The following is a 20,319-nucleotide window of genomic DNA, read 5'->3' as shown; positions in this document are numbered from 1 at the left end:
TCGGATTGGGCGATAGAATCGACGTTTACGTTATCGTCAACCTGAGCTGAACGCAACCATTGCTGCAACCACGGCGCGACACGGCAGGCGCGCGCCATAACCACGCCGACCCGCATCGCACACCCCGCCATGCCGGACGGCCGACGGAGGAAGACATCCCCAATGAATGCACTCGAACATCAACTCGAATACCCATTCAACGACAGCTTGCCGGAAGCCGGCCAGACGATGGAAGTCGCACCCGGCGTGTTCTGGTTGCGCATGCCGCTGCCTTTCGCGCTCGATCACATCAACCTGTGGCTGCTGCGTGACGAGATCGACGGCGAGCAGGGCTGGACCGTGGTGGATTGCGGCATCACGTCGGACACGATCAAGCAGAACTGGGAGAGCGTGTTCGACTCGCTGCTCGACGGCCTGCCGGTGTTGCGCGTGATCGTCACGCACTGCCATCCGGACCATATCGGCCTCGCGCACTGGGTGTGCAGCGGCGGTGACAGGAAGCGCTGGGACGCGCGGCTCTGGATGACCCTCGGCGAATACATGCAGGCTCGCGTGATGGCCGCCGGCGACGGTTCGAATGCAGGCGGCGAGGCGGCGGCGCGGCACTTCGCCCGCCACGGTCTGAACGATGAGGAATCGCTCGAAAAGCTGCGCAATCGCAAGAGCTACTACGCGAGCCTCGTGCCGGCGATTCCGGGGCAATACCGGCGTCTGCGCGAAGCCGATGGTGTGAAGATCGGCGGCAAGACCTGGCGGGTGGTGACGGGCTTCGGCCATTCGCCGGAACACTGTGCGTTGCATTGCGAAGAAACCGGCGTGCTGATTTCCGGCGACATGGTGTTGCCGCGCATTTCGACCAACGTGTCGGTGTTCGATATCGAACCGGAAGGCTCGCCGCTCGCGCTGTATCTGGAGTCGCTCGGCCGCTACGAGACCATGCCTGAAGAGACGCTGGTGCTGCCCTCGCATGGCAAGCCGTTTCGCGGCGTGCACACGCGCATCCGGCAACTGCGCGAGCATCATGATGCGCGACTGGCCGAAGTGCGCGAAGCATGTGCGCAGAAGCCGCAGAGCGCGGCCGACATCGTGCCGCTGATGTTCAAGCGCCAGCTCGATATCCATCAGATGACGTTTGCGCTGGGTGAGGCGCTCGCGCATTTGCATCTGCTGTGGCTCGCAGGCGAGTTGAGGCGTACCCAGGACGCGGACGGCGTGATCCGTTTTTCGGCGTCGTGAATGAAGAGATCGCCTTGATGCGTCGATAAAAAAAGCCCGGCCATGCAAACCGGGCTTTTTTCTGTGTACCTTCAGGCAAGCGCGAATTACTGTACCGCGACCGTCCCAAAGTTGACCCGGCCAAACGGGCTGACGTGATAACCGCTGACGTTCGTGCGCGTGATCGCCGAGGCGGTCGGATAGCCGAGCGGAATCCAAAGCGCCTGATCGTGGATGATCTGCTGCGCCTGTTCATACGCCTTGGTGCGCTTGGCCTGATCCGGTGTGGCCTTGCCGTCGCTGATCAGCTTGTCGAGATCCTGATCGCAGAAGCGCGCGAAGTTGATCCCCGACTTCACCGCGTTGCAACTGAAGAGCGGCGTCAGATAGTTGTCCGGATCGCCGTTGTCGCCGGCCCAGCCCATGAACAGCGAGTCATGCTGGCCTTGCTTGGCCTGCTTGATCAGCTCGCCCCATTCGATCACCTTCACGTCCGCTTTCACGCCGATCTTCGCGAAGTCGGCCTGCAGCAATTCTGCGCCGGCCTTCGGATTGGGGTTCAGCACGCTGCCGTTCGGCCGCACCCAGATGGTCGTTTCGAAGCCGTTCGGATAGCCCGCATCGGCGAGCAGCTTCTTCGCTTTCACCGGATCGTACGGCCAGCCCTTGATCGACCTGTTATAGCTCCACGTATTCGGCGGATACGGGTTCGTGGCCGGCGTCGCGGTGTTGTCGAACACGGTCTTCAGGTAGGTGCTGCGATCGAACGCCATGTTCAGCGCGGCGCGCACCTTCTGGTTATCGAGCGGCTTCTTCTGCGTGTTCAACGCCACGAACGCGGTCATGAACGCGGGCGTTTGAACGATTGCGAGCGACTTGTCCTGTTTCGCGTCGGCGAGATCCTGCGGCTTCGGCGACAACGCGATCTGGCATTCACCTGCTTTCACTTTCTGCGCGCGCACGGTGGGGTCCGGCGTGATCGCGTAGATCAGGCGGTCGATCTTCGGCTTGGGCCCCCAGAAGGTCGGGTTCACGTCGTAGCGGATCACCGCGTCTTTCGTGTAGCTCTTGAGCAGGAACGGACCGGTGCCGATCGGCTTCGCGTTCAGATCGGTCTGCTTGCCCGCCTTGAGCAACTGGTCGGCGTATTCGGCCGAATAGATCGATGCGAAACCCATCGTCAGGATCGGCACGAAGGTCGCGTCCGGTATGGTCAGTTCGAACTTGACGGTGTTCTCGTCGACCTTGCTGATCGACTTGATCAGCTTCGGCAAGCCCATCGACTGCGCATGCGGAAAGCCGCTCGCGCCCGCCACCTTGTGCCAGGGATTGCTGTCGTTGAGCATGCGGTCGAACGTGAAGACGACGTCGTCGGCGTTCAGCGCGCGGGTGGGCTTGAAGTAGTCGGTGGTCTGGAACTGCACGTTCGGGCGCAGATGGAACGTGTAGGTGAGGCCGTCGGCGCTCACGTCCCACGTCTCGGCCAGCGCCGGCACGACCTTCTTCGCGGCCTCGTCGTACGAGACCAGCGAGTTGAAGATCACGTCGGCCGACGCATTGGTCGTGACGAGCGAATTGAACTGCACCACGTCGAAGCCGTCCGGGCTCGATTCGGTACAGACGGTCAGCGGTTTGGCGAGCACGAGCGCGGGCGCCGTGAACAGTAGGGCGGCTGCGAGCAGTTTGAAGCGCATAGGTTCTCCCATAACAAGCGCAGTCAGTCGGTGCGTCTGGTTGTGTGTTATTCCGGTGACGAGGGACGGGCGTCGACGCCGCCCTGATTGTGATACGTTTGCGGCGCTCGCGCATGGGGCGGGTGATTCTGGCTCATGCGCGCCGCGCGCCTCCGCGAAAGCTTATCGAAGGCAGATTATGGCGACAACAACATAATCCGCATATTCATATGGAGAGCGGGCGTCCGCGCTCATGGCGTTGACGCAAGCCGCTGCAGATAAGCGATGCCTTCGATCGCGCGCACGCCGTACCACGACACCATTTCGCCATCGATCAACTCGATGCGCTTGTCCGCCAGCCGCGGATCACGCGCGAGCGCGTCGCGGTGCGTCTGCGTGAAGCGATACGGCTCGCTGGACAGCAGGATGCGGTCGACATCGGCGAGCCACGGCGCGTCGTCGAAGTCGAGCATCGGATAACGCGCGGCGCCCGCCGTTCCGCCTCGCACATCGGGTAGCGTGCGCCAGTTCACGAGTTGCAGCATCGAGGCGATGTATGTGTCGCGCGCCACGCTCATCCACGGTTCACGCCAGATCAGATACAGCACGTTTTGCGCGGCGAAAGCTTGTGCCGCGGTTTCGCGCAACCGGGCTTCGAGTCTTTCGCAGAGCCTTTGAGCTTCGTGCCTACGGTCGAAGATCGCGCCCAGCAGCGCGTAAAGCGAGAGATTGTCCTGCGGTGTCTGCGGATGGGTGACGACGATATGCGGCACGAACGCGCGCAATTGCTCGACGGTGTCGCGCTCGTTTTCGTCGATATTGACGATCAGATGGGTGGGGCGCAGCGCGCGAATCGCGTCCAGCTTGACGGCCTTGGTGCCGCCGACCTTGCGGACCTCGCGCACCTTGTCGTGCGGATGCACGCAAAAGCCAGTACGTCCGACGACCTGCCGGTCGAGGCCGAGCGCAAAAAGCGTTTCGGTGATGCTCGGCACCAGCGAGACGATGCGCGCGTCGGCGCCCGCTGTTTCGTGCGTGACGCCGGCTGCATCGACCGCACGCGGTTGCATGATTTATTCGGCGAGGACGCGCGGCTTGCGCGGCGCGCGTTCAAACGCGCGGTCGTAGAGCCAACGCGGCAGCACGTGCAGCACCATCGCGACGATGCGCATCTGCCACGGAAACACCGCGAACGCCGTCCGCCGCTCGACCGCCTGTGCGACCTTTGCGGCGAAACGGTCGGCGTCCATCAGGAACGGCATCGTGTACGGGTTGTGCTCGGTCATCGGCGTGCGGATATAGCCGGGCGCGATGGTGACGACGCCGACACCGTGCGGCCGCATCTCGACGCGCAGCGCTTCGAGATACTTGAGCGCCGCCGACTTCGACGCGCTATAGGCGCCCGAGCCCGGCAAGCCGCGCACACTCGCGACGCTGGCGATGCCCACCAGCGTGCCGCGCTTCGCGGCGACCATCGCGGCGGAGAAAGGCTCGAAGGTGGCGACCATGCCGAAGTAGTTGACGTCCATCACTTCGCGGAAGGTGCGCAGATCGCCCTGCCCGGTGACCGCGCCGCGGCTGATGCCGGCGTTGGCGATCACGATATCCGGCAAGCCGTGTTGCGCAATGAACTGCGTGGCCGCGTCGGCGAGCGCTTCGGCGTCGCGAACGTCGACGGAATAAATGGAGACGGTGTTGTGCGGATGGGACTGCTGGAACGCGGCGAGCGCGTCGCCGCGGCGGGCAACCAGGCCGAGAATCGCGCCACGCCGCGCATAGTCGGCGGCGAGCGCGAGGCCAATGCCACTCGAAGCGCCGGTAATGAAAACCTTCAGCGGTGAACTCATTCCGGCGCCTCGTCGTTACATCTTTTTGGCGCGGACTTGCTGCACCAGGTAGTCGAGCACCTGGATCGTGCCCGGCAGGCTGTCGGTCGCGGCCGGGCCGGTTTCATACTTGCCTTGCACGGCCAGCGTCGGCACGCCATCGATCTTGTACGTGTCGAGCATCTTCTTGTCTTTCTGCAGCGCGCTTTGCGTCGAGAACGAGTTGTACGCTTCCATGTACTTCTTCGGATCGACGCCGAGCTTCGCGAGGAATTTGCTCTGGTCTTCCGGCGTCAGCAGGTAGTTCTTGTTGACGTGGATTTCGTTGAAGATCTTCGGCGTGAGTTCGTTCACGACGCCGAGTGCGTCGAGCGCATGGAACATCTTCGAGTGCGGAATGAAGTCGTCGCGGAAGGCGACCGGCACGCGCTTGAATACGACGTCCGGACCCTGCTTCTTCACCCATGCTTCGAGGTACGGGTTGAATTCATTGCAGTGCGGGCAGCCGTACCAGAAGAACTCGATGACTTCGATCTTGCCGGCCGGCACGTCGGTAGGCTGCGGCGAAGCCAGCACGGTGTAGTCCTTGCCCGATACCGGCGCGGCCGGCGACGCCTGTGCCGAGGCGGCAATCAGACCCAGCGAAAGAAACAGAATGCTCAGCAGTTTTTTCATGTTGTGTTGACTCGAGTAGGCGAAGAAACGGTGGCGCCACGCAAATGCCCGTCACCGTTGTCAGATTCGGCAATGGACGTCGAACTGTCCGACGAGTTGTGACACGCACCGCGCACCGATAGTTTCGGTGGCCGTGCGTGCCGGCGTTTACCGTTTGTTTATTGTTTGGTGAAGCGGATCACGGCGGTATCCACGCCCGCGTCCGACAGACGCTGACGGCTCGAATTCATGTCTTCGAACTTCGAGAACGGTCCGATGCGCACGCGATAGTACGTCACGCCGCCCGCATCCCGCTGGGTCACCTTCGACTCGAAGCCCTGGAACGCCAGACGCGCGCGCTGCTGTTCGGCATCGGCTGCGGTCTTGTACGCGCCCACTTGCAGGAAGTAGCCGGTGTTTGCATCGCCCGGCGCTGGCGCCGCGCTCGCGCCCGGCTTGGCGGCGTTAGCGGTAGCCGGAGCCGAGGTGCTCTTCGGCGCGGAGCCCGCCGCGGTGGCGGCCGGCGCGCTGGAGGCTTGCGGTTTTTTCGCCGGAGCGGGCACGGCGGCCGGGCCGGTGCCGTTATCCTGCGAAGGCTTCGGCGCGACCGCCGTACCGTTTGCATTGCCTGCCGACGGCGGCACTTCGACGATCTGCGGTTCTTCGAGCATGCCCGACTGGGTCTGCGAATTGGTCTGGCCCGGTGCGGTATTGGGCGGCGCGGGTTGCGCAGCCTGCGGCACCGGCTGGCCCGGCGTCTTGCCTTGCAGCGGACGGTTCGGGTCGAATTGCGCCTGGCTCGCGCCGGTGTCCGAGGCCGCGGGCGGCGCCACCTTCGACACGAACGGCGTAGGCGCACGGGTGATATACAGCGCCACCACTACCGCGATCGCAAGGCCGACGATCAGGCCCAGCACGATGCCGAGAAAAGTCCCCCCGGTTTGTTTCGATTGCTTTGTTGTGCGGCGTGGTTTTGCCATCGTACGAATTACCTGCAAAAAGAATCCTGGAACGGCCGTCGATTATAACGACGGCCGCGTGCATGTTGCGTCGGAGGACTTACATCTTGACGGGAGCGGAGACGCCGATCGTCGCGAGACCGTTGGCCAGCACTTGACGCGTGGCCGCGAGCAGCGCGACGCGTGCATTGCGCTCGGCCGCATCGTCGACCAGCACGCGCTCGGCTCTGTCATTGTAGAACGAGTGGAATTCCCCGGCGAGGTCGCGCAGATAGAACGCGACCGCGTGCGGCGCGAGTTCGTCGGCCGCGTGTTGCAGCATGTCGGGGAATTCGGCGAGCTTGTTCAGAAGGGCCATTGCACGTTCGCTCGTGAGCGGCGCGACGTCCACGCTCGCGAGCGCGCTTTCGTCCGTGCTTTTGTCCGAGCCATAGCGCGCCTTGCATTCGGCGATCACCGAGCAGATCCGGGCATGCGCGTATTGCACGTAATGCACGGGATTTTCGTCGTTCTGTTTCAGCGCGAGGTCGATGTCGAACACGAATTCGGTGTCCGCCTTGCGCGAGATCAGGAAGAAGCGCACCGCGTCGCGACCGCGCCGAATCGTTTCCTCGTCGATCAGGTCGACGGCCGCTTCCGAGCCCGGCATCGCGCCGCCCGACCATTCGATCAGGTCGCGCACTGTCACGTAGCTGCCGGCGCGCTTGGAGATTTTCACCTCTTCGCCATTGCGCATCACTGTGACCATCTTGTGCAGGACGTAGTCGGGATAGCCCTTCGGAATACCGACACCGAGACCCTGCAGGCCGGCGCGCACCCGCGCGATCGTGCCGTGGTGGTCCGAGCCCTGAACATTGATCACTTTGGTGAAGCCGCGCTCCCACTTCGCGACGTGATAGGCGACGTCGGGGACGAAGTAGGTGTAGGTGCCATCGGTCTTGCGCATCACGCGGTCTTTGTCGTCTCCTTCGTCGGTGGTGCGCAGCCACAGCGCGCCTTCCTGCTCGTAGGTCTTGCCGGCAGCGATGAGCGCCTCGACGGTTTTCTCGACCCGGCCTTCCGTGTACAGCGACGACTCTAGGTAGTACTGGTCGAACTTCACGCCGAATGCCTGCAGGTCCATGTCCTGTTCGCGGCGCAGATACGCGACCGCGAAGCGGCGGATCGCTTCGAGATTCTCGATGTCGCCCGCGCCGGTGACCGGCTCGCCGTCGCTCGCGGCCACCGTCACACCGTTCAGATAGTCTTTCGCGATGTCGGCGATGTACTCGCCGTTGTAGGCCGAAGCCGGCCAGCCTTCGTCGCCGGGGGCGAGGCCGCGCGCGCGCGCCTGAGTGGACAGCGCGAGCGTGTGGATCTGCACGCCGGCGTCGTTGTAATAGAACTCGCGGTGCACGTCCCAGCCTTGCGAGGCCAGCACGTTCGACAGCGCGTCGCCGAGCGCGGCCTGGCGGCCATGGCCGACGTGCAGCGGACCGGTCGGGTTGGCCGAGACGAATTCGATCAGCACATGCTTGCCGGCGTCGCGCTGCGAGCGCCCGAATGTGCCCTTTTCCGCGAACACGGCGGCAATCACCGCCTGCTTGGCCGTGGCCGTGAGGCGCAGGTTGATGAAGCCGGGGCCGGCCACCTCGGCGGCTTCGACGAGACCCTGGGCTTGCGGCTGCGCGAGCAGCGCATCGACGATCTGCTGCGCCAACTGGCGCGGATTGGCGCGCAGTGGCTTGGCCAGTTGCATCGCCACATTGCACGCGACGTCGCCGTGCGCGGCGACCTTCGGGCGTTCGAGCGTGATGGTGGGCGACACGAAAGCGGCTTCGCTCGCGCCTTGCGTGGCGAGCGCGACCTGCTTCACGGTGTCGGCGAGCAGGGTTTCGAGGGTATGTTTATGTGCGGGCAGCATGCTTGTTGCGAGTCCAGTGAGGCAATCCGGTGATGCGGAAGGGGCGCCGGCCGCGCGGCTGGCGCGGCCGATTCGTTAGAAGCGAGGAAAGCGGCGAGGCACCCGGTGCGGCATTTTTGAAGGCGCCGGGGTACATCCGAAGCGCCATCGGGCACGTTGTCTGCAACGTGGTAAGCGGTGCACGGCAACTGCAGCGGTGTCGACTGCATGGCATACGGGGTTGCGGCCAACTGCCCGGCCACGCTGCTCGCGCTTCGCTTCGCCTCGCGCGGCGCAGGGCGGCGCGCTTTTCCGTCCAGACGGATTTTAGCAGGTGCTAATATGTTCAATGAGATGCCCAGCAAGGGCCGTGGCCGCCGCGCCTGACCGGCGAGTTGTCGTGACAGGCGCGTCATGCGCGCCGGCAGCCGCCTTCGGGCCGCTCGCGCGTCGATCCGACATAACGAAAAAGGGAACAGTCATGCTGATTACTTTTAAATGCCGCGCCTGCCCAGACGTGTTGATGCTGGAGAATCTGGCTCAGTATCTGGTCGGCATTGTCGGCAAACGCCTTGGGGAGCGGGGCGTCATCATTCACGACGAACTGGGCCCGGCCATCGAGAAGCTCGAAGCCGCCATCACCTTCGACAAGCAGGAACGCGCCGAGCACGACGGCCATTTCCACGAAGGCGAAGATGGTCATGAGCATCACGAGATTCCGCCGGGGCTCGCGCAGCGCGCGTATCCGTTCCTCGACATGCTGCGCGCGGCGCAGAAGGAAAACGCGGACATCGTCTGGGGTCTCTGATCCCCCGCACGCCGCGCGAGAGCGTGCGCAGCAGCCGCAACGGCTGATACGCGAGGCCTGAGGCCTGACGCACCAATGAAAAGAGCCCGCTCGACGCGGGCTCTTCGTTTTTGGAACGGGCCGAGGCCGGCCGTACCGCTTACTGGCTGGCGGCCTCTGCCGGGGCGGCAGCGGGAGCCGACGCACCTTTCTTCGTCTTATGCTTCTTCGGTTTCTTGACGTGCTTCGCGACCGGCGGCGAATACGAGCTGACCGCGCTGGAGCCGCCGGGGGCGGCGGGCTGGGCCAGTGCCGCAGAGGCACCCACGGCAAGTGAAACAGCAGTCAAGAACAGCGCCAGCTTTTTCATACGATTTTCTCCATTGACGATTGCAATTAAATAAGCCGACGCGTTTTGGCCGCGCCTGGCGGGATGAAACCGACCCAGTCTACAAAGCCGAAAATTACGCTGCCGCAAATATTCAGTCTTTCAGACCCGATATGGTGGGTTTCCCGCCACAAGGCTTATAGCAATGGCGCCAACGCCCGTTCGGCGTCCTTTTTCGACAGCGACATACGCTGCGCGTAGTCTTCGAGCTGGTCCTGGCCAATCTTGCCGACCGAGAAATACGTGCTGTCCGGGTGCGCCAGATAGAAGCCCGACACGCTGGCCGCCGGCAGCATCGCGAGAGATTCGGTCACGCTCATGCCGATTTCGGTGGCTTGCAGCACGTCGAACATGTCGCGCTTCACGAGGTGATCCGGGCAGGCCGGGTAGCCCGGCGCCGGACGGACGCCGCGATACTTTTCGGCGATCAACTCGTCGTTCGACAGGCTTTCGGTGTTCGCGTAGCCCCACAGGTCGCGCCGCACGCGTGCATGCAACGCTTCGGCGAACGCTTCGGCGAAGCGGTCGGCGAGTGCCTTCAGCATGATCGCGCTGTAGTCGTCGTGATCCTTTTCGAACTGCTTTTCCTTCACGTCGACGCCCAGACCCGCCGTCACCGCGAACATGCCGATGTAGTCGGCCACGCCCGAGTCTTTCGGCGCGATGAAGTCGGCGAGCGACCTGTTCGGCCGCATCACGCCGTCTACCACCGGCCGCACGCTTTGCTGGCGCAGGTTGCGCCACGTGAGCGCGACTTCCGAGCGCGATTCGTCCGTGTAAATTTCGATGTCGTCGTCGTTGACCGTGTTGGCCGGCAGCAGCGCGATCACGCCGTTGGCCTGCAGCCAGCGGCCCTGGATCAGACGCGCGAGCATCGACTTGCCGTCCGAGAACACGCGCCGCGCCGATTCGCCGACGATCTCGTCGTTCAGGATCGCCGGATACGGGCCGGCCAGGTCCCAGGTCTGGAAGAACGGGCCCCAGTCGATGTAATTCGCGAGTTCGTTCAGATCGAAGTTCCTGAACACGCGGCGGCCGATGAACTTCGGCTTGACCGGCTGATAGTTCGCCCAGTCGACCTTGGTCTTGTTTGCGCGCGCTTCGGCGAGCGTGACCATCGGCTGCGCTTTCTTGTTGGCGTGCTGGTCGCGGATGCGGTCGTAGTCGGCTTTGAGTTCGTCGACGTATTTCGCCGCGCCTTCGTCGGACAGGAGGCTCGATGCCACCGACACCGAACGCGACGCGTCGGGCACATACACCACCGGGCCCTCGTAATGCGGCGCGATCTTCACTGCGGTGTGCACGCGCGAGGTGGTCGCGCCGCCGATCAGCAGTGGAATCTTCTTCACGCGGAAGTAGTCGTCGCGCTGCATTTCCGATGCGACGTAGGCCATCTCTTCGAGGCTCGGCGTGATCAGCCCCGAGAGGCCGATGATGTCCGCGCCTTCGACCTTCGCCTTCGCGAGAATGTCGTTGCACGAGACCATCACGCCCATGTTGACCACTTCGAAGTTATTGCACTGAAGGACCACGGAGACAATGTTCTTGCCGATATCGTGCACGTCGCCCTTAACCGTGGCGATGACGATCTTGCCTTTCGCGCGCACGTCCGCGCCGGCTTCGGCCATCAGCTTCTTTTCTTCTTCGATGAACGGGATCAGATGCGCGACCGCCTGCTTCATCACGCGCGCCGACTTGACGACCTGCGGCAGGAACATCTTGCCCTGACCGAACAGGTCGCCGACGATGTTCATGCCGTCCATCAGCGGGCCTTCGATCACGTTGATCGGGCGGCCGCCTTCTGCCGCGATCTTCGCGCGCACTTCCTCGGTATCTTCGACGATGAAATTGGTGATGCCCGACACGAGCGCGTGCGCCAGACGTTTTTCGACCGGCTGGTTGCGCCACTCGAGGTTTTCTTCCTTCTTCGCGGCGCCGGTCTTGAACTTGTCGGCGATTTCGAGCAGCCGGTCGGTGCCGTCTTCACGGCGGTTCAGCACCACGTCTTCCACGCGTTCGCGCAACTCCGGGTCGAGGTCGGCATACACGCCGAGCTGGCCCGCGTTGACGATGCCCATGTCCATGCCCGCCTGGATCGCGTGGTAGAGGAACACGGTGTGGATCGCTTCGCGCACCGGGTCGTTGCCGCGGAACGAGAACGACACGTTCGACACGCCGCCGCTCACCTTCGCGTACGGCAGGTTCTGCTTGATCCAGCGCGTCGCTTCGATGAAGTCGACCGCGTAGTTGTTGTGTTCTTCGATACCGGTGGCGACCGCGAAGATGTTCGGATCGAAGATGATGTCTTCCGGCGGGAAGCCCACTACGTTCACGAGGAAGTCATACGAGCGTTTGCAGATCTGCGTCTTGCGCTCGAAAGTGTCGGCCTGGCCCTGTTCGTCGAAGGCCATCACGACGGCGGCCGCGCCGTAGCGGCGAATCAGGTTCGCGTGATGGCGGAACGCCTCTTCGCCTTCCTTCAGCGAGATCGAGTTGACGATCGCCTTGCCTTGCACGCACTTCAGGCCCGCTTCGATCACTTCCCACTTCGACGAGTCGATCATGATCGGCACGCGCGCGATGTCCGGCTCCGACGCGATCAGATTCATGAAGCGCACCATCGCCGCTTTCGAATCGAGCATCGCTTCGTCCATGTTGACGTCGATGACCTGCGCGCCGTTTTCGACCTGCTGGCGCGCGACGGCAATCGCTTCGTCGAACTGGTCGTTCAGGATCATTCGCGCGAACGCTTTCGAGCCAGTCACGTTGGTGCGTTCACCGACGTTGATGAAAAGCGTCCCGGACGTGACGTTGAACGGCTCGAGGCCGGCAAGGCGCATGGTGTGATCGGTCATGGCGTATGTGGGAGTCGATTGCTTGCGTTGAGGTGCGGCTGCAGTGCGGCTATTTCGATACTGCGGGAGCGGCGGCGCGAACTCGGGCCGCCTCGCTTACGCGGCGTCGCGATACTGGGTCGGCCACTGGCGCGGCTTTACTTCGGCGAGCGCCTGGGCAATCGCCGCGATGTGCTCCGGCGTCGTGCCGCAGCAGCCGCCGGCGATGTTCACGAGACCGGCCTGGGCGAACTCCTTGAGCAGGCCCGAGGTATCCGCGGGCAATTCGTCGAAGCCGGTGTCGCTCATCGGATTCGGCAACCCGGCGTTCGGATAGCACGACACGTACGTGTCGCAAAGCTTCGCCAGTTCGGCGATGTACGGGCGCATCAGCGCCGCGCCCAGCGCGCAGTTCAGACCGAACGTAAGCGGCTTCGCGTGACGCAGCGAGTTCCAGAACGCCTCGACGGTCTGCCCCGACAGAATACGCCCCGACGCGTCCGTGACGGTGCCGGAGATCATGATCGGCAGACGCTCGCCGGTGTCTTCGAACAGCTCGTCGAGCGCGAACAGCGCGGCTTTGGCATTGAGCGTGTCGAAGATCGTTTCGACGAGGAACAGGTCCACGCCGCCGTCGAGCAGCGCCTTGGCCTGCTCGTAGTAGGCGGTGCGCAGTTCGTCGAACGTGACGTTGCGTGCGCCCGGATCGTTCACGTCAGGGGAAATGCTTGCGGTTTTCGGCGTCGGTCCGATCGCACCCGCGACGAAGCGTGGCTTGTCCGGCGTCGAATACTTGTCGCACGCGGCGCGCGCCAGTTTCGCCGACTCGAGATTCATCTCGATGGCGAGCGCTTCCATGCCGTAGTCCGCCTGCGCCACCGTGGTCGCGCCGAACGTGTTGGTTTCGATGATGTCGGCGCCCGCCGCCAGATACTGCTCATGAATCTCGGCGATGATCTGCGGCTGAGTGATCGACAGCAACTCGTTGTTGCCCTTGATGTCGCGCCCGTAGTCCTTGAAGCGCTCGCCGCGATAGCGGGCTTCGTCGAGCTTGTAGCGCTGGATCATCGTGCCCATTGCGCCGTCCAGGATCAGAATGCGCGACTTGAGCAGCGCGGGGAGCGCCGTGCCGCGCGTGTAGGCGGGCTCGGAACGGACTGGCGTGGCGGTTTGAGCAGGCTGGTTCATGGCGGATGAGGGCTTGCGCCGGCTTTTTCGGGAAACCTGTCATTGTAGCCGCTGCCGGGCTGATGCGCCCGGCGCGGGTGAAGCCACGCCCCGGCCTGCGGGCATGACAGTGAGCCAAAGATAACGCGAGAAGGGTATGGGGACAAACCGTTAGCGGACAAAAGCACGCTGCCAAGAAAACGGCCCAGCGAGGCAAAAGCCTGCTGGGCCGTTTTACGGGTGCTGACCGCCCTATAAAGGCCGCCGGCTGGGCCGGACGGCGCGGTCAATCCATGTCGCCAAAGAGGTCGAAGCGAATCTCGCGGTTAGTGAAGGATCACAGGTTGATGCATCAGACTGTCGAACTGGCCGAGAAATTCGTCGACCTCGTCCAGGGACGGTTCTTCTTCAATCAGCTTCTGCACGTGCTCGCGAAAGCGCGCCGCCATTGCACCGTCGATGTAGATTTCGCGCTGCATGTTTTTGTCGACGATCTCGTAGCCACCCGACTTCATGGCCAGAGGACCTTCCTGCGGCGGAAACTCGACGACACAATAGTTGGGGCTGTTATAGATCATTTGCATGGCGACACTCCTTATTTCCGTTGGCTCCTGGCCGTTTCTGCACCATACGTGGAGCGTATTTGGTGGAATTCAAGGGGTGGGTCCGGATGTGACGCTTGCCCAGCTTCCGAACCTACCGGTTAGACCGGCCTTTCAAGAAACGTTTCAAGCAGTGCAGCAAAACGGTGAGATTGCTCGATGGGCGCGAGGTGAGCGGCGTCGAGAAGTTCGAACTGTGCGCCTTCGATGGCGTCTGCTATTGCACGGGTTGCAGCAGGCGGCGTGCCTGAGTCGTGGCGGCCCGCCACGGTCAAGGTTGGACAACGAATGCTTCCCAGCTTACTGCTTACGTCGAAATCGCGCAGCGCTTCGCATGCCATGGCGTAGCCTTCTGGCAACGTATGAGCGAGCACCTCGCGAATCTGCTCCACCGCTTCGGGATGCGCGGCCTGAAAACCGGGTGTGAGCCAGCGGCCCAAGGTCGTGGGCACTAGCGCCGCGACGCCGTCGCTGCGCGCCGTACGGGCGCGTTGATCCCAGACGGCGCGGCCCTCCGGCAACGTGCGGGCGGCGCTGTCGGCGATTGTCAGGGTGTCGACGCGTGACGGGTGGTTCAGTGCGAATTGCTGCGCGATCATGCCGCCCATTGACATGCCGACCAGATGCGTCGTCGGGGCACCCAGCGCATCGAGCAGCGCGGCGAGATCGTTTGAAAGATCGTCGACACTGAACGGCTGGCCGGATACAGCGGTATTGCCGTGGCCGCGCACGTCGTAGCGCAGCACGGTGTAGTCGTCGCGGAAATAGCCGGCAAGCTGGTCCCAGACGGACAGATCGCCGCCCAGTTGATGGATGAACGTCAGCCACGGGCCGCCGCCCTCGTTGCTCAGCACATAGCGCGTTTCGATTCCGTTGATGTTCACTTGCATGCGGGCTCCTTGAAGGGAACGCAGTGGAAGGGTCCGTTCTCCATTTGCGCGTCGTGTTCCGCCCCTGCGATGGGGCTGATCCTAAACGCAGCGTACGCGCGAACGGGTGCAGCAAGTGGTGCGAGTCGGCGTCGTCGCGGAAGTTCGGCGATTCGATCGAAACCCTGTTCGGATTGTGGGGATGTCAGGGTTTGACGTCGCCCGGGGCGGTCGAATCGACGGGTGCGACGCGCGAAGGTTCGGGCGTTATTGCCGACGTATCGGCGGGCGGGGTGGTTGAATTGTCAGGCGAAGGCGAAGGCGAAGGCGAAGGCGAAGGCGCAGCGGCCGCGCCGCCGTCATCGCTGCTGCCGACGCTCGGGCCGGCATCGTCGAGCGAGAGCTTGCCGCGCCACACCAGTTCGAATTGCGTGCCGTTCGGCTCCGTTTGAACGATGCGCGCGGGCAGCCAGCCGAGCGACGGCGCGAGCCAGACGTCGATGCGTCGCATGTCGCCGTCATGACGCGGCAAGCGTTTGAAATGACGCGTATCGAGATAACCCTCGGCCGTGCGGATGGTCTCGTCGCCGATCGTTTCGACCGGCCAGTTCTCGCCGCTGTCGTTATCGACGACGAAGAACTGCCGCGTCACACCGGGCTTATACGCAGACGGGTCACCGCGTACGAGGCTCGCGAGTTGCATCACCATGCTGAAACGGTCCTGCGCACCATCGGGCAGCGCCAGCGTGGCCGGGGTGCGCGTGAAGCCGATCTTTTTATCGGTGCGGTTGAAGATGGCGATGTCTTCCGCCCGATGGCCGCGCTTTTCGCTGTACTGATCCGGCGCGAGACCGAACGCATCGATGCGGCCACGGCTCGAGTAGACAAATGGGCCGACGAACGGCAGCGGCACGGACACGATCATCTCGTAGCCTTGCGCGTTGCTGGTCCAGTGGATCGTGCCGGGCTGGTTGCGCACGCCGTTGTAGAACATGTCGTACTGCAGTTCGGCGGATGGCGGGACCGAAAACTTCACCCCGGGCGCCGCTTGAGGCGCGCTGGCGGCAGCAGGCGCGCTGGCTGTGTCTGCGGCATGTGCGGCGGCATCGGCGTGAGCATTGGGACTCGCCGCTGCGGCCGGCGCGCTTGCCGCCACGTCCGACGCAGCGGCTGTCGGCTGCGCAGCTTGCGTTGCCGGTTGCAGCGCGGTCAGCACATGTTCGCGCGGCGGACTCGCCGCGGCCTTGTGCGCAGGCACCGGGGCGGGCGCGGGGGGCGCGGCCGGCGCGGCTTTGCGCTCGATACGCTCGGGCGTCAGCAGCGCGACCTGCACCGGTACGTGCTCGTGATCGGTTGGATTGAGCGTCGCGCGGTTGCGCTCGAACCACTGCGCGGCAATCCAGTGCAGAACGGCTACCATGGCCAGCACCGCAAGCCATCGCCACGCGCGCGCCGCGCCGCGCGGCCCGTTGGGCGGCTGGCGATTGACGCGGCGTGCGGCGGGAGCTGAAGCCATCGGCGATTGAATTTGGATGGGATGGATGAGGGCGCTGCGGGGCGCACGTATGTCGGCTGACGGGAAAAGACGTTCACTCCGATGTGCACGCGCATGGCGAGCGGCGAACGGATTCGACCGCACAGCCGCGCATGATGTTCCTCGACGGCGAAAACACGCAGGGGCCTTATGCGTTCGACGCGGCCCGCAATGTCCACGACCGCCAACAGCGTCACCCGCGCCCGCCATCCCATACTGCCGACATCGAATCATCCGCCGACGACTACAACACCGCCGGGTCCTCAGTTTTCGTGACGTGGCGCGGCACTATACCCCAGCTCGTACGAGAGCTTTTGCGCGCATTCACGCAGCGCCGTATCGATCTCGCCGCCCCAGCGAATATCGAACCCGCCTTCCTGGCCGAGCGTGACGAGGCCGAGCGCGAGTTCGCCGGTCGAGTCGAACACCGGCATGCAGAACGCGTGAATGGTCGGCAGCAACATGCCTTCCACGCGCGCTGCTTGATGCTCGCGCACCTGAGCCAGCACCTTGTCGACTTCCTCGCGCGTACGCGGGCCGCCCATCTGCGACGAGCGGCGCGAATCGGCCAGTTCGCGCTCGAGCATCGCGGCGGTCTTGCTCGCCGGCAGATAGGCGGCGAACAGCAGGCCGGTGGCGGAACTGAGTAACGGCATCACGTCGCCGAGTTTCAGCGACGCCTTGGCCGGATGGCTCGACTCCATCCAGTGAACCATGGTCGGCCCCTGATTGCCCCACACGGCGATACCGACCGTCAGATCGAGCCGGTCGCGCAACTCCGCGAGCGCGATTCGCGCGAGCTTGACGCCGTCGACACGCGCAAGCCGCGCAAGCCCTAGCTGCAAAGCGAAACCGCCGAGCTCGTAGCGGCCCGACAGCGGGTCCTGCGCGACGACGCCGAGGCGCAGAAAGCTCACCAGATAGCGATGCGCCTTCGCCGGGCTCATGCCGGCGCGCTGCGCGAGATCGCGCAGCATCATCGCGCGCGGTTCGCGGGTCAGCACGTCGAGCAGCCGGAAGCCGACTTCGATCGACTGGATGCCCGAGCGCAGCTTCTCCTCGCTGGCCTCGATGCTTTCGTCGTCGGCTTCGGGGGCGTCGAGCGGGTCAGCAGAGGCGGTGTCGGTGCGGATCGCGCCGGAGCGGGTGGTTGAAGGCATGAGCGGGGCGCATCGAGCGCGTTCAAAAGATGATGGAAAGAAATGAGTGGCGGCACATGGGATAGTGGCGTTCGCGCGCAGTCGCGGTCGCGCCCGCCAACGCACCGGCATCGTGCAGGGCAAGCAGCACCCGGCAGCCAGCAACGCCCCTTGCCCAGGCAACCCCGTCCACTTGGGCCACGCCGATTCACCATCGTAGAATAGATTCACTCCATCGTCACTAACACGGTTCACTCCCCTATGAAACTTGCCACGCTGAAGGACGGCACGCGCGACGGCCAACTGATCGTCGTGTCCCGCGACCTGCACACCGCGGCCATCGCCGATGCGATCGCGCCCACCATGCAGCGCGTGCTCGACGACTGGTCCTTCTACGCGCCGCAACTGCACGAGTTGTACGACGCGCTCAATCAGGGTCGCGCGCGCAACAGCTTCTCCTTCGACGCGAAGGAATGCATGGCGCCGCTGCCGCGTGCGTTCCAGTGGGCCGACGGCTCCTCGTACGTGAATCATGTCGAACTCGTGCGACGCGCGCGCGGCGCGGACATGCCGCCGGAATTCTGGACCGATCCGCTGATGTACCAGGGTGGCAGCGACGACTTCATCGGCCCGAAAGACGACGTGGTATGCGCGTCGGAGGCGTTCGGCATCGACTTCGAAGCGGAAGTCGCCGTCATCACCGCCGACGTGCCGATGGGCGTCACGCCCGACCAGGCGCTCAGAAGCGTGCGCCTGATCACGCTGGTCAACGACGTATCGCTGCGCAACCTCATTCCCGCCGAACTCGCGAAGGGCTTCGGCTTTTTCCAGAGCAAGCCTGCCACGTCGTTCGCGCCCGTCGCGGTCACGCCCGACGAGCTCGGCGAACACTGGCGCGAAGGCCGCGTGCACCGGCCGATGATCGTCCACTGGAACGGCAAGAAGGTCGGCCAGCCTGACGCAGGCACCGACATGGTGTTTCACTTCGGCCAACTGATCGCGCACGCCGCGAAAACGCGCAACCTGCGCGCCGGAGCGATCGTGGGTTCGGGCACGGTGTCGAACAAGGACGCGAAGCGAGGCTATTGCTGTATCGCCGAGAAGCGCTGCCTCGAAACCATCGAGCACGGCGCGCCGCAAACCGAGTTCATGAAATACGGCGATACCGTGAAGATCGAAATGTTCGACGAAGCGGGCAAGTCGATTTTCGGTTCGATCGATCAGGGCATCGCGCCGCTGGATTGAAATCTGGCGGCAGGGCGGAATGCAGAACCGCGTTCGCGCCACCCTTGCACGGACGAAAGGGTTTCGCCCGATGCCGCCGCCACGGCGCGCGGCTACACTGACTGGCGCGGCGGCAAGGCCGGGGCGGCGGGCCGCCGGCTCATCGCAAGTCGTGCAGTGAAAACAATGGCGCAAATCCGCGCTCGGCGGCGCGGGCGCAGCGCATCGGCAGTCCATCAAAAACGAAAAACCGACGTGAGGAGACAGCATGCCGCGATTGGAATCCCTCGAGCCTGGAAGCCTGCGCGCTCGCGCGCCGAACGTGATTGCATGCGTGCGCGCGAGTCATGGGCACAACCGTTTCGTGCGCCGCGCCGCCGCGCTATGCGCGGCGCTCGTCGGTGCGTTGCCGGCGCTGGCGAGCGCGCAGGTCAAGATCGGCCTCGTGCTGTCGCTCACCGGCCCGGCTGCGTCGCTCGGCATTCCCGCACGCGACACGGTCGCGCTGCTGCCCAGACAGATCGGCGGACAGACAGTCGAATACATCGTGCTCGACGACGCATCCGACACGACCCAGGCCGTGCAGGATACCAAGAAGCTGATCTCCGAAAATCGCGTCGACGCGATCATCGGTTCGTCGATCACACCGAATTCGCTCGCGATGATCGACGTGGTCGCCGCGGGTGAAACGCCGATGATCTCGCTCGCGTCGTCGGCTAAAATCATCGAGCCCGTCGACGCCAAACGTCACTGGGTATTCAAGACCCCGCAGACCGACGCGATGATGGCCTCGGCCATCGCCGAACACGCGAGCACGCACGGCGTCAAGACCATCGCGTTCATCGGCCAGGCGGATGCGCTCGGCGAAACCTTCTATGCCGAAGTCGCGAAGTTCGCGCAACTGCATCACATCGGCATGGTGGCGAGCGAGCGCTTCAATCGCACCGACCCGAGCGTGACCGGCCAGATCCTCAAGATCATCGCGACCCATCCCGATGCGGTGGTGGTGGGCGCGGCCGGCACGCCCGCCGCGTTGCCGCCGAAGACACTGCGGGAGCGCGGCTACAAAGGCCTGATCTATCACAATCACGGCGTCGGCAATAACGACTTCCTGCGCGTCTGCGGCGCCGACTGCAATGGCACGTTCCTGCCCGCGAGCCCGGTGCTGGTCGCGGCGCAATTGCCGGCGGATCATCCGGCCAAACGCCTCGCGCTCGACTACATCGCGCGCTTCGAGGCGTTGCGCGGACCGGGCAGCGTGTCGGCGTTCGGCTCGTATACGTGGGACGCGGGCGTGTTGCTCGACCATGCCGTGCCGATCGCGCTGAAGGCGGGCGCGCCGGGCACGCCGGAGTTTCGCCGCGCGCTGCGCGATGCGCTCGAAGCGACGCACGGTCTCGCGGACACCAACGGCGTGGTCAACATGAGCGCTACCGATCATCTCGGGCTTGATCAGCGGGCGCGCGTGATGGTGGAAATCAGGAACGCTAAATGGGTTTATCAGCCGCGTTGAAGGTGCGGCGCATGCCGCCGCCTTTCCCGTTCGCGCGGCTCCGGTTCAACAGC

At 64.1% G+C, this 20,319-nt stretch carries 17 protein-coding genes; 4 read left to right on the top strand and 13 right to left on the bottom strand.

Annotation, left to right across the window (positions count from 1 at the left end; genetic code table 11):
- The first annotated feature begins 162 nt into the window (after window positions 1–162).
- Complete coding sequence (locus HV770_RS25990; protein WP_175164357.1) at window positions 163–1,236, top strand: MBL fold metallo-hydrolase; 1,074 nt, start codon at window positions 163–165, stop codon at window positions 1,234–1,236.
- An 86-nt stretch (window positions 1,237–1,322) separates the two neighbouring features.
- On the opposite strand, the gene HV770_RS25985 is transcribed toward HV770_RS25990, so the two are convergent.
- From HV770_RS25985 to argS, 6 genes are all read right to left on the bottom strand, one after another.
- A complete protein-coding gene (locus tag HV770_RS25985; RefSeq protein WP_175164355.1) occupies window positions 1,323–2,909 on the bottom strand; it encodes an ABC transporter substrate-binding protein in 1,587 nt (528 codons plus the stop codon).
- Between the two features lie 230 nt (window positions 2,910–3,139).
- On the bottom strand, window positions 3,140–3,958 hold the full coding sequence (locus HV770_RS25980) for a helical backbone metal receptor (RefSeq protein WP_175164353.1): 819 nt from the start codon (window positions 3,956–3,958) through the stop codon (window positions 3,140–3,142).
- Window positions 3,959–3,961: 3 nt separating this feature from the next.
- Entirely contained in the window at window positions 3,962–4,735 is a 774-nt protein-coding gene (locus HV770_RS25975; protein WP_175164351.1) for an SDR family oxidoreductase, read from the bottom strand.
- Between the two features lie 15 nt (window positions 4,736–4,750).
- Window positions 4,751–5,389 (bottom strand): thiol:disulfide interchange protein DsbA/DsbL, encoded by a 639-nt coding sequence (locus HV770_RS25970; RefSeq protein ID WP_121316382.1) that lies wholly within the window; start codon window positions 5,387–5,389, stop codon window positions 4,751–4,753.
- Between the two features lie 158 nt (window positions 5,390–5,547).
- Window positions 5,548–6,366, bottom strand: coding sequence for an SPOR domain-containing protein (locus HV770_RS25965; RefSeq protein ID WP_175164349.1), 819 nt, complete (start codon window positions 6,364–6,366; stop codon window positions 5,548–5,550).
- Between the two features lie 61 nt (window positions 6,367–6,427).
- Window positions 6,428–8,230 carry an arginine--tRNA ligase gene (gene argS / locus HV770_RS25960; RefSeq protein WP_175164347.1) on the bottom strand — a complete coding sequence of 601 codons (1,803 nt, stop codon included), beginning with the start codon at window positions 8,228–8,230 and terminating at the stop codon, window positions 6,428–6,430.
- A 460-nt stretch (window positions 8,231–8,690) separates the two neighbouring features.
- Between argS and HV770_RS25955 the strand changes: the two genes are divergently transcribed.
- The gene (locus HV770_RS25955) at window positions 8,691–9,017 is read left to right on the top strand and encodes a DUF1840 domain-containing protein (RefSeq protein WP_175164345.1); all 327 of its coding nucleotides are present in this window, start codon (window positions 8,691–8,693) and stop codon (window positions 9,015–9,017) included.
- Window positions 9,018–9,156: 139 nt separating this feature from the next.
- Here HV770_RS25955 and HV770_RS25950 read toward each other — a convergent pair whose 3' ends face one another.
- From HV770_RS25950 to HV770_RS25920, 7 genes are all read right to left on the bottom strand, one after another.
- On the bottom strand, window positions 9,157–9,366 hold the full coding sequence (locus HV770_RS25950) for an acid-shock protein (protein ID WP_175164343.1): 210 nt from the start codon (window positions 9,364–9,366) through the stop codon (window positions 9,157–9,159).
- Between the two features lie 155 nt (window positions 9,367–9,521).
- Window positions 9,522–12,239, bottom strand: a complete 2,718-nt coding sequence (gene metH / locus HV770_RS25945; protein WP_175164341.1) for a methionine synthase — start codon at window positions 12,237–12,239, stop codon at window positions 9,522–9,524.
- A gap of 96 nt (window positions 12,240–12,335) precedes the next feature.
- Complete coding sequence (locus tag HV770_RS25940; RefSeq protein WP_175164331.1) at window positions 12,336–13,406, bottom strand: homocysteine S-methyltransferase family protein; 1,071 nt, start codon at window positions 13,404–13,406, stop codon at window positions 12,336–12,338.
- Window positions 13,407–13,711: 305 nt separating this feature from the next.
- Entirely contained in the window at window positions 13,712–13,969 is a 258-nt protein-coding gene (locus HV770_RS25935; RefSeq protein ID WP_007179533.1) for a BTH_I0359 family protein, read from the bottom strand.
- A 119-nt stretch (window positions 13,970–14,088) separates the two neighbouring features.
- Window positions 14,089–14,877 (bottom strand): alpha/beta fold hydrolase, encoded by a 789-nt coding sequence (locus HV770_RS25930; protein ID WP_175164329.1) that lies wholly within the window; start codon window positions 14,875–14,877, stop codon window positions 14,089–14,091.
- Between the two features lie 184 nt (window positions 14,878–15,061).
- On the bottom strand, window positions 15,062–16,372 hold the full coding sequence (locus HV770_RS25925; RefSeq protein ID WP_175164328.1) for a DUF3108 domain-containing protein: 1,311 nt from the start codon (window positions 16,370–16,372) through the stop codon (window positions 15,062–15,064).
- 281 nt (window positions 16,373–16,653) lie between these two features.
- On the bottom strand, window positions 16,654–17,550 hold the full coding sequence (locus HV770_RS25920) for an IclR family transcriptional regulator (protein WP_175164326.1): 897 nt from the start codon (window positions 17,548–17,550) through the stop codon (window positions 16,654–16,656).
- A gap of 240 nt (window positions 17,551–17,790) precedes the next feature.
- Here HV770_RS25920 and HV770_RS25915 point away from each other — a divergent pair, with 240 nt between their 5' ends.
- Window positions 17,791–18,774 (top strand): fumarylacetoacetate hydrolase family protein, encoded by a 984-nt coding sequence (locus HV770_RS25915; protein ID WP_175164324.1) that lies wholly within the window; start codon window positions 17,791–17,793, stop codon window positions 18,772–18,774.
- 247 nt (window positions 18,775–19,021) lie between these two features.
- Window positions 19,022–20,266 carry an ABC transporter substrate-binding protein gene (locus tag HV770_RS25910; RefSeq protein WP_175164322.1) on the top strand — a complete coding sequence of 415 codons (1,245 nt, stop codon included), beginning with the start codon at window positions 19,022–19,024 and terminating at the stop codon, window positions 20,264–20,266.
- The last annotated feature ends 53 nt before the right edge of the window (window positions 20,267–20,319 follow it).

The organism is Paraburkholderia fynbosensis, from assembly GCF_902859935.1.
Classification (GTDB): domain Bacteria; phylum Pseudomonadota; class Gammaproteobacteria; order Burkholderiales; family Burkholderiaceae; genus Paraburkholderia; species Paraburkholderia fynbosensis.
Note: the sequence above shows the minus strand (reverse complement) of the source record. Positions and strands in the feature narration are given on the sequence as shown.

Bases quoted from the DNA above. Each gene is read 5' to 3' on its own strand.
- HV770_RS25925 (WP_175164328.1), bottom strand. From the start codon at position 16,372: ATGGCTTCAGCTCCCGCCGCACGCCGCGTCAATCGCCAGCCGCCCAAC.
- HV770_RS25955 (WP_175164345.1), top strand. From the start codon at position 8,691: ATGCTGATTACTTTTAAATGCCGCGCCTGCCCAGACGTGTTGATGCTG.
- HV770_RS25930 (WP_175164329.1), bottom strand. From the start codon at position 14,877: ATGCAAGTGAACATCAACGGAATCGAAACGCGCTATGTGCTGAGCAAC.
- HV770_RS25935 (WP_007179533.1), bottom strand. From the start codon at position 13,969: ATGCAAATGATCTATAACAGCCCCAACTATTGTGTCGTCGAGTTTCCG.
- HV770_RS25940 (WP_175164331.1), bottom strand. From the start codon at position 13,406: ATGAACCAGCCTGCTCAAACCGCCACGCCAGTCCGTTCCGAGCCCGCC.
- HV770_RS25990 (WP_175164357.1), top strand. From the start codon at position 163: ATGAATGCACTCGAACATCAACTCGAATACCCATTCAACGACAGCTTG.
- HV770_RS25950 (WP_175164343.1), bottom strand. From the start codon at position 9,366: ATGAAAAAGCTGGCGCTGTTCTTGACTGCTGTTTCACTTGCCGTGGGT.
- argS (WP_175164347.1), bottom strand. From the start codon at position 8,230: ATGCTGCCCGCACATAAACATACCCTCGAAACCCTGCTCGCCGACACC.
- HV770_RS25980 (WP_175164353.1), bottom strand. From the start codon at position 3,958: ATGCAACCGCGTGCGGTCGATGCAGCCGGCGTCACGCACGAAACAGCG.
- HV770_RS25985 (WP_175164355.1), bottom strand. From the start codon at position 2,909: ATGCGCTTCAAACTGCTCGCAGCCGCCCTACTGTTCACGGCGCCCGCG.
- HV770_RS25970 (WP_121316382.1), bottom strand. From the start codon at position 5,389: ATGAAAAAACTGCTGAGCATTCTGTTTCTTTCGCTGGGTCTGATTGCC.
- metH (WP_175164341.1), bottom strand. From the start codon at position 12,239: ATGACCGATCACACCATGCGCCTTGCCGGCCTCGAGCCGTTCAACGTC.
- HV770_RS25920 (WP_175164326.1), bottom strand. From the start codon at position 17,550: ATGCCTTCAACCACCCGCTCCGGCGCGATCCGCACCGACACCGCCTCT.
- HV770_RS25910 (WP_175164322.1), top strand. From the start codon at position 19,022: ATGCCGCGATTGGAATCCCTCGAGCCTGGAAGCCTGCGCGCTCGCGCG.
- HV770_RS25915 (WP_175164324.1), top strand. From the start codon at position 17,791: ATGAAACTTGCCACGCTGAAGGACGGCACGCGCGACGGCCAACTGATC.
- HV770_RS25975 (WP_175164351.1), bottom strand. From the start codon at position 4,735: ATGAGTTCACCGCTGAAGGTTTTCATTACCGGCGCTTCGAGTGGCATT.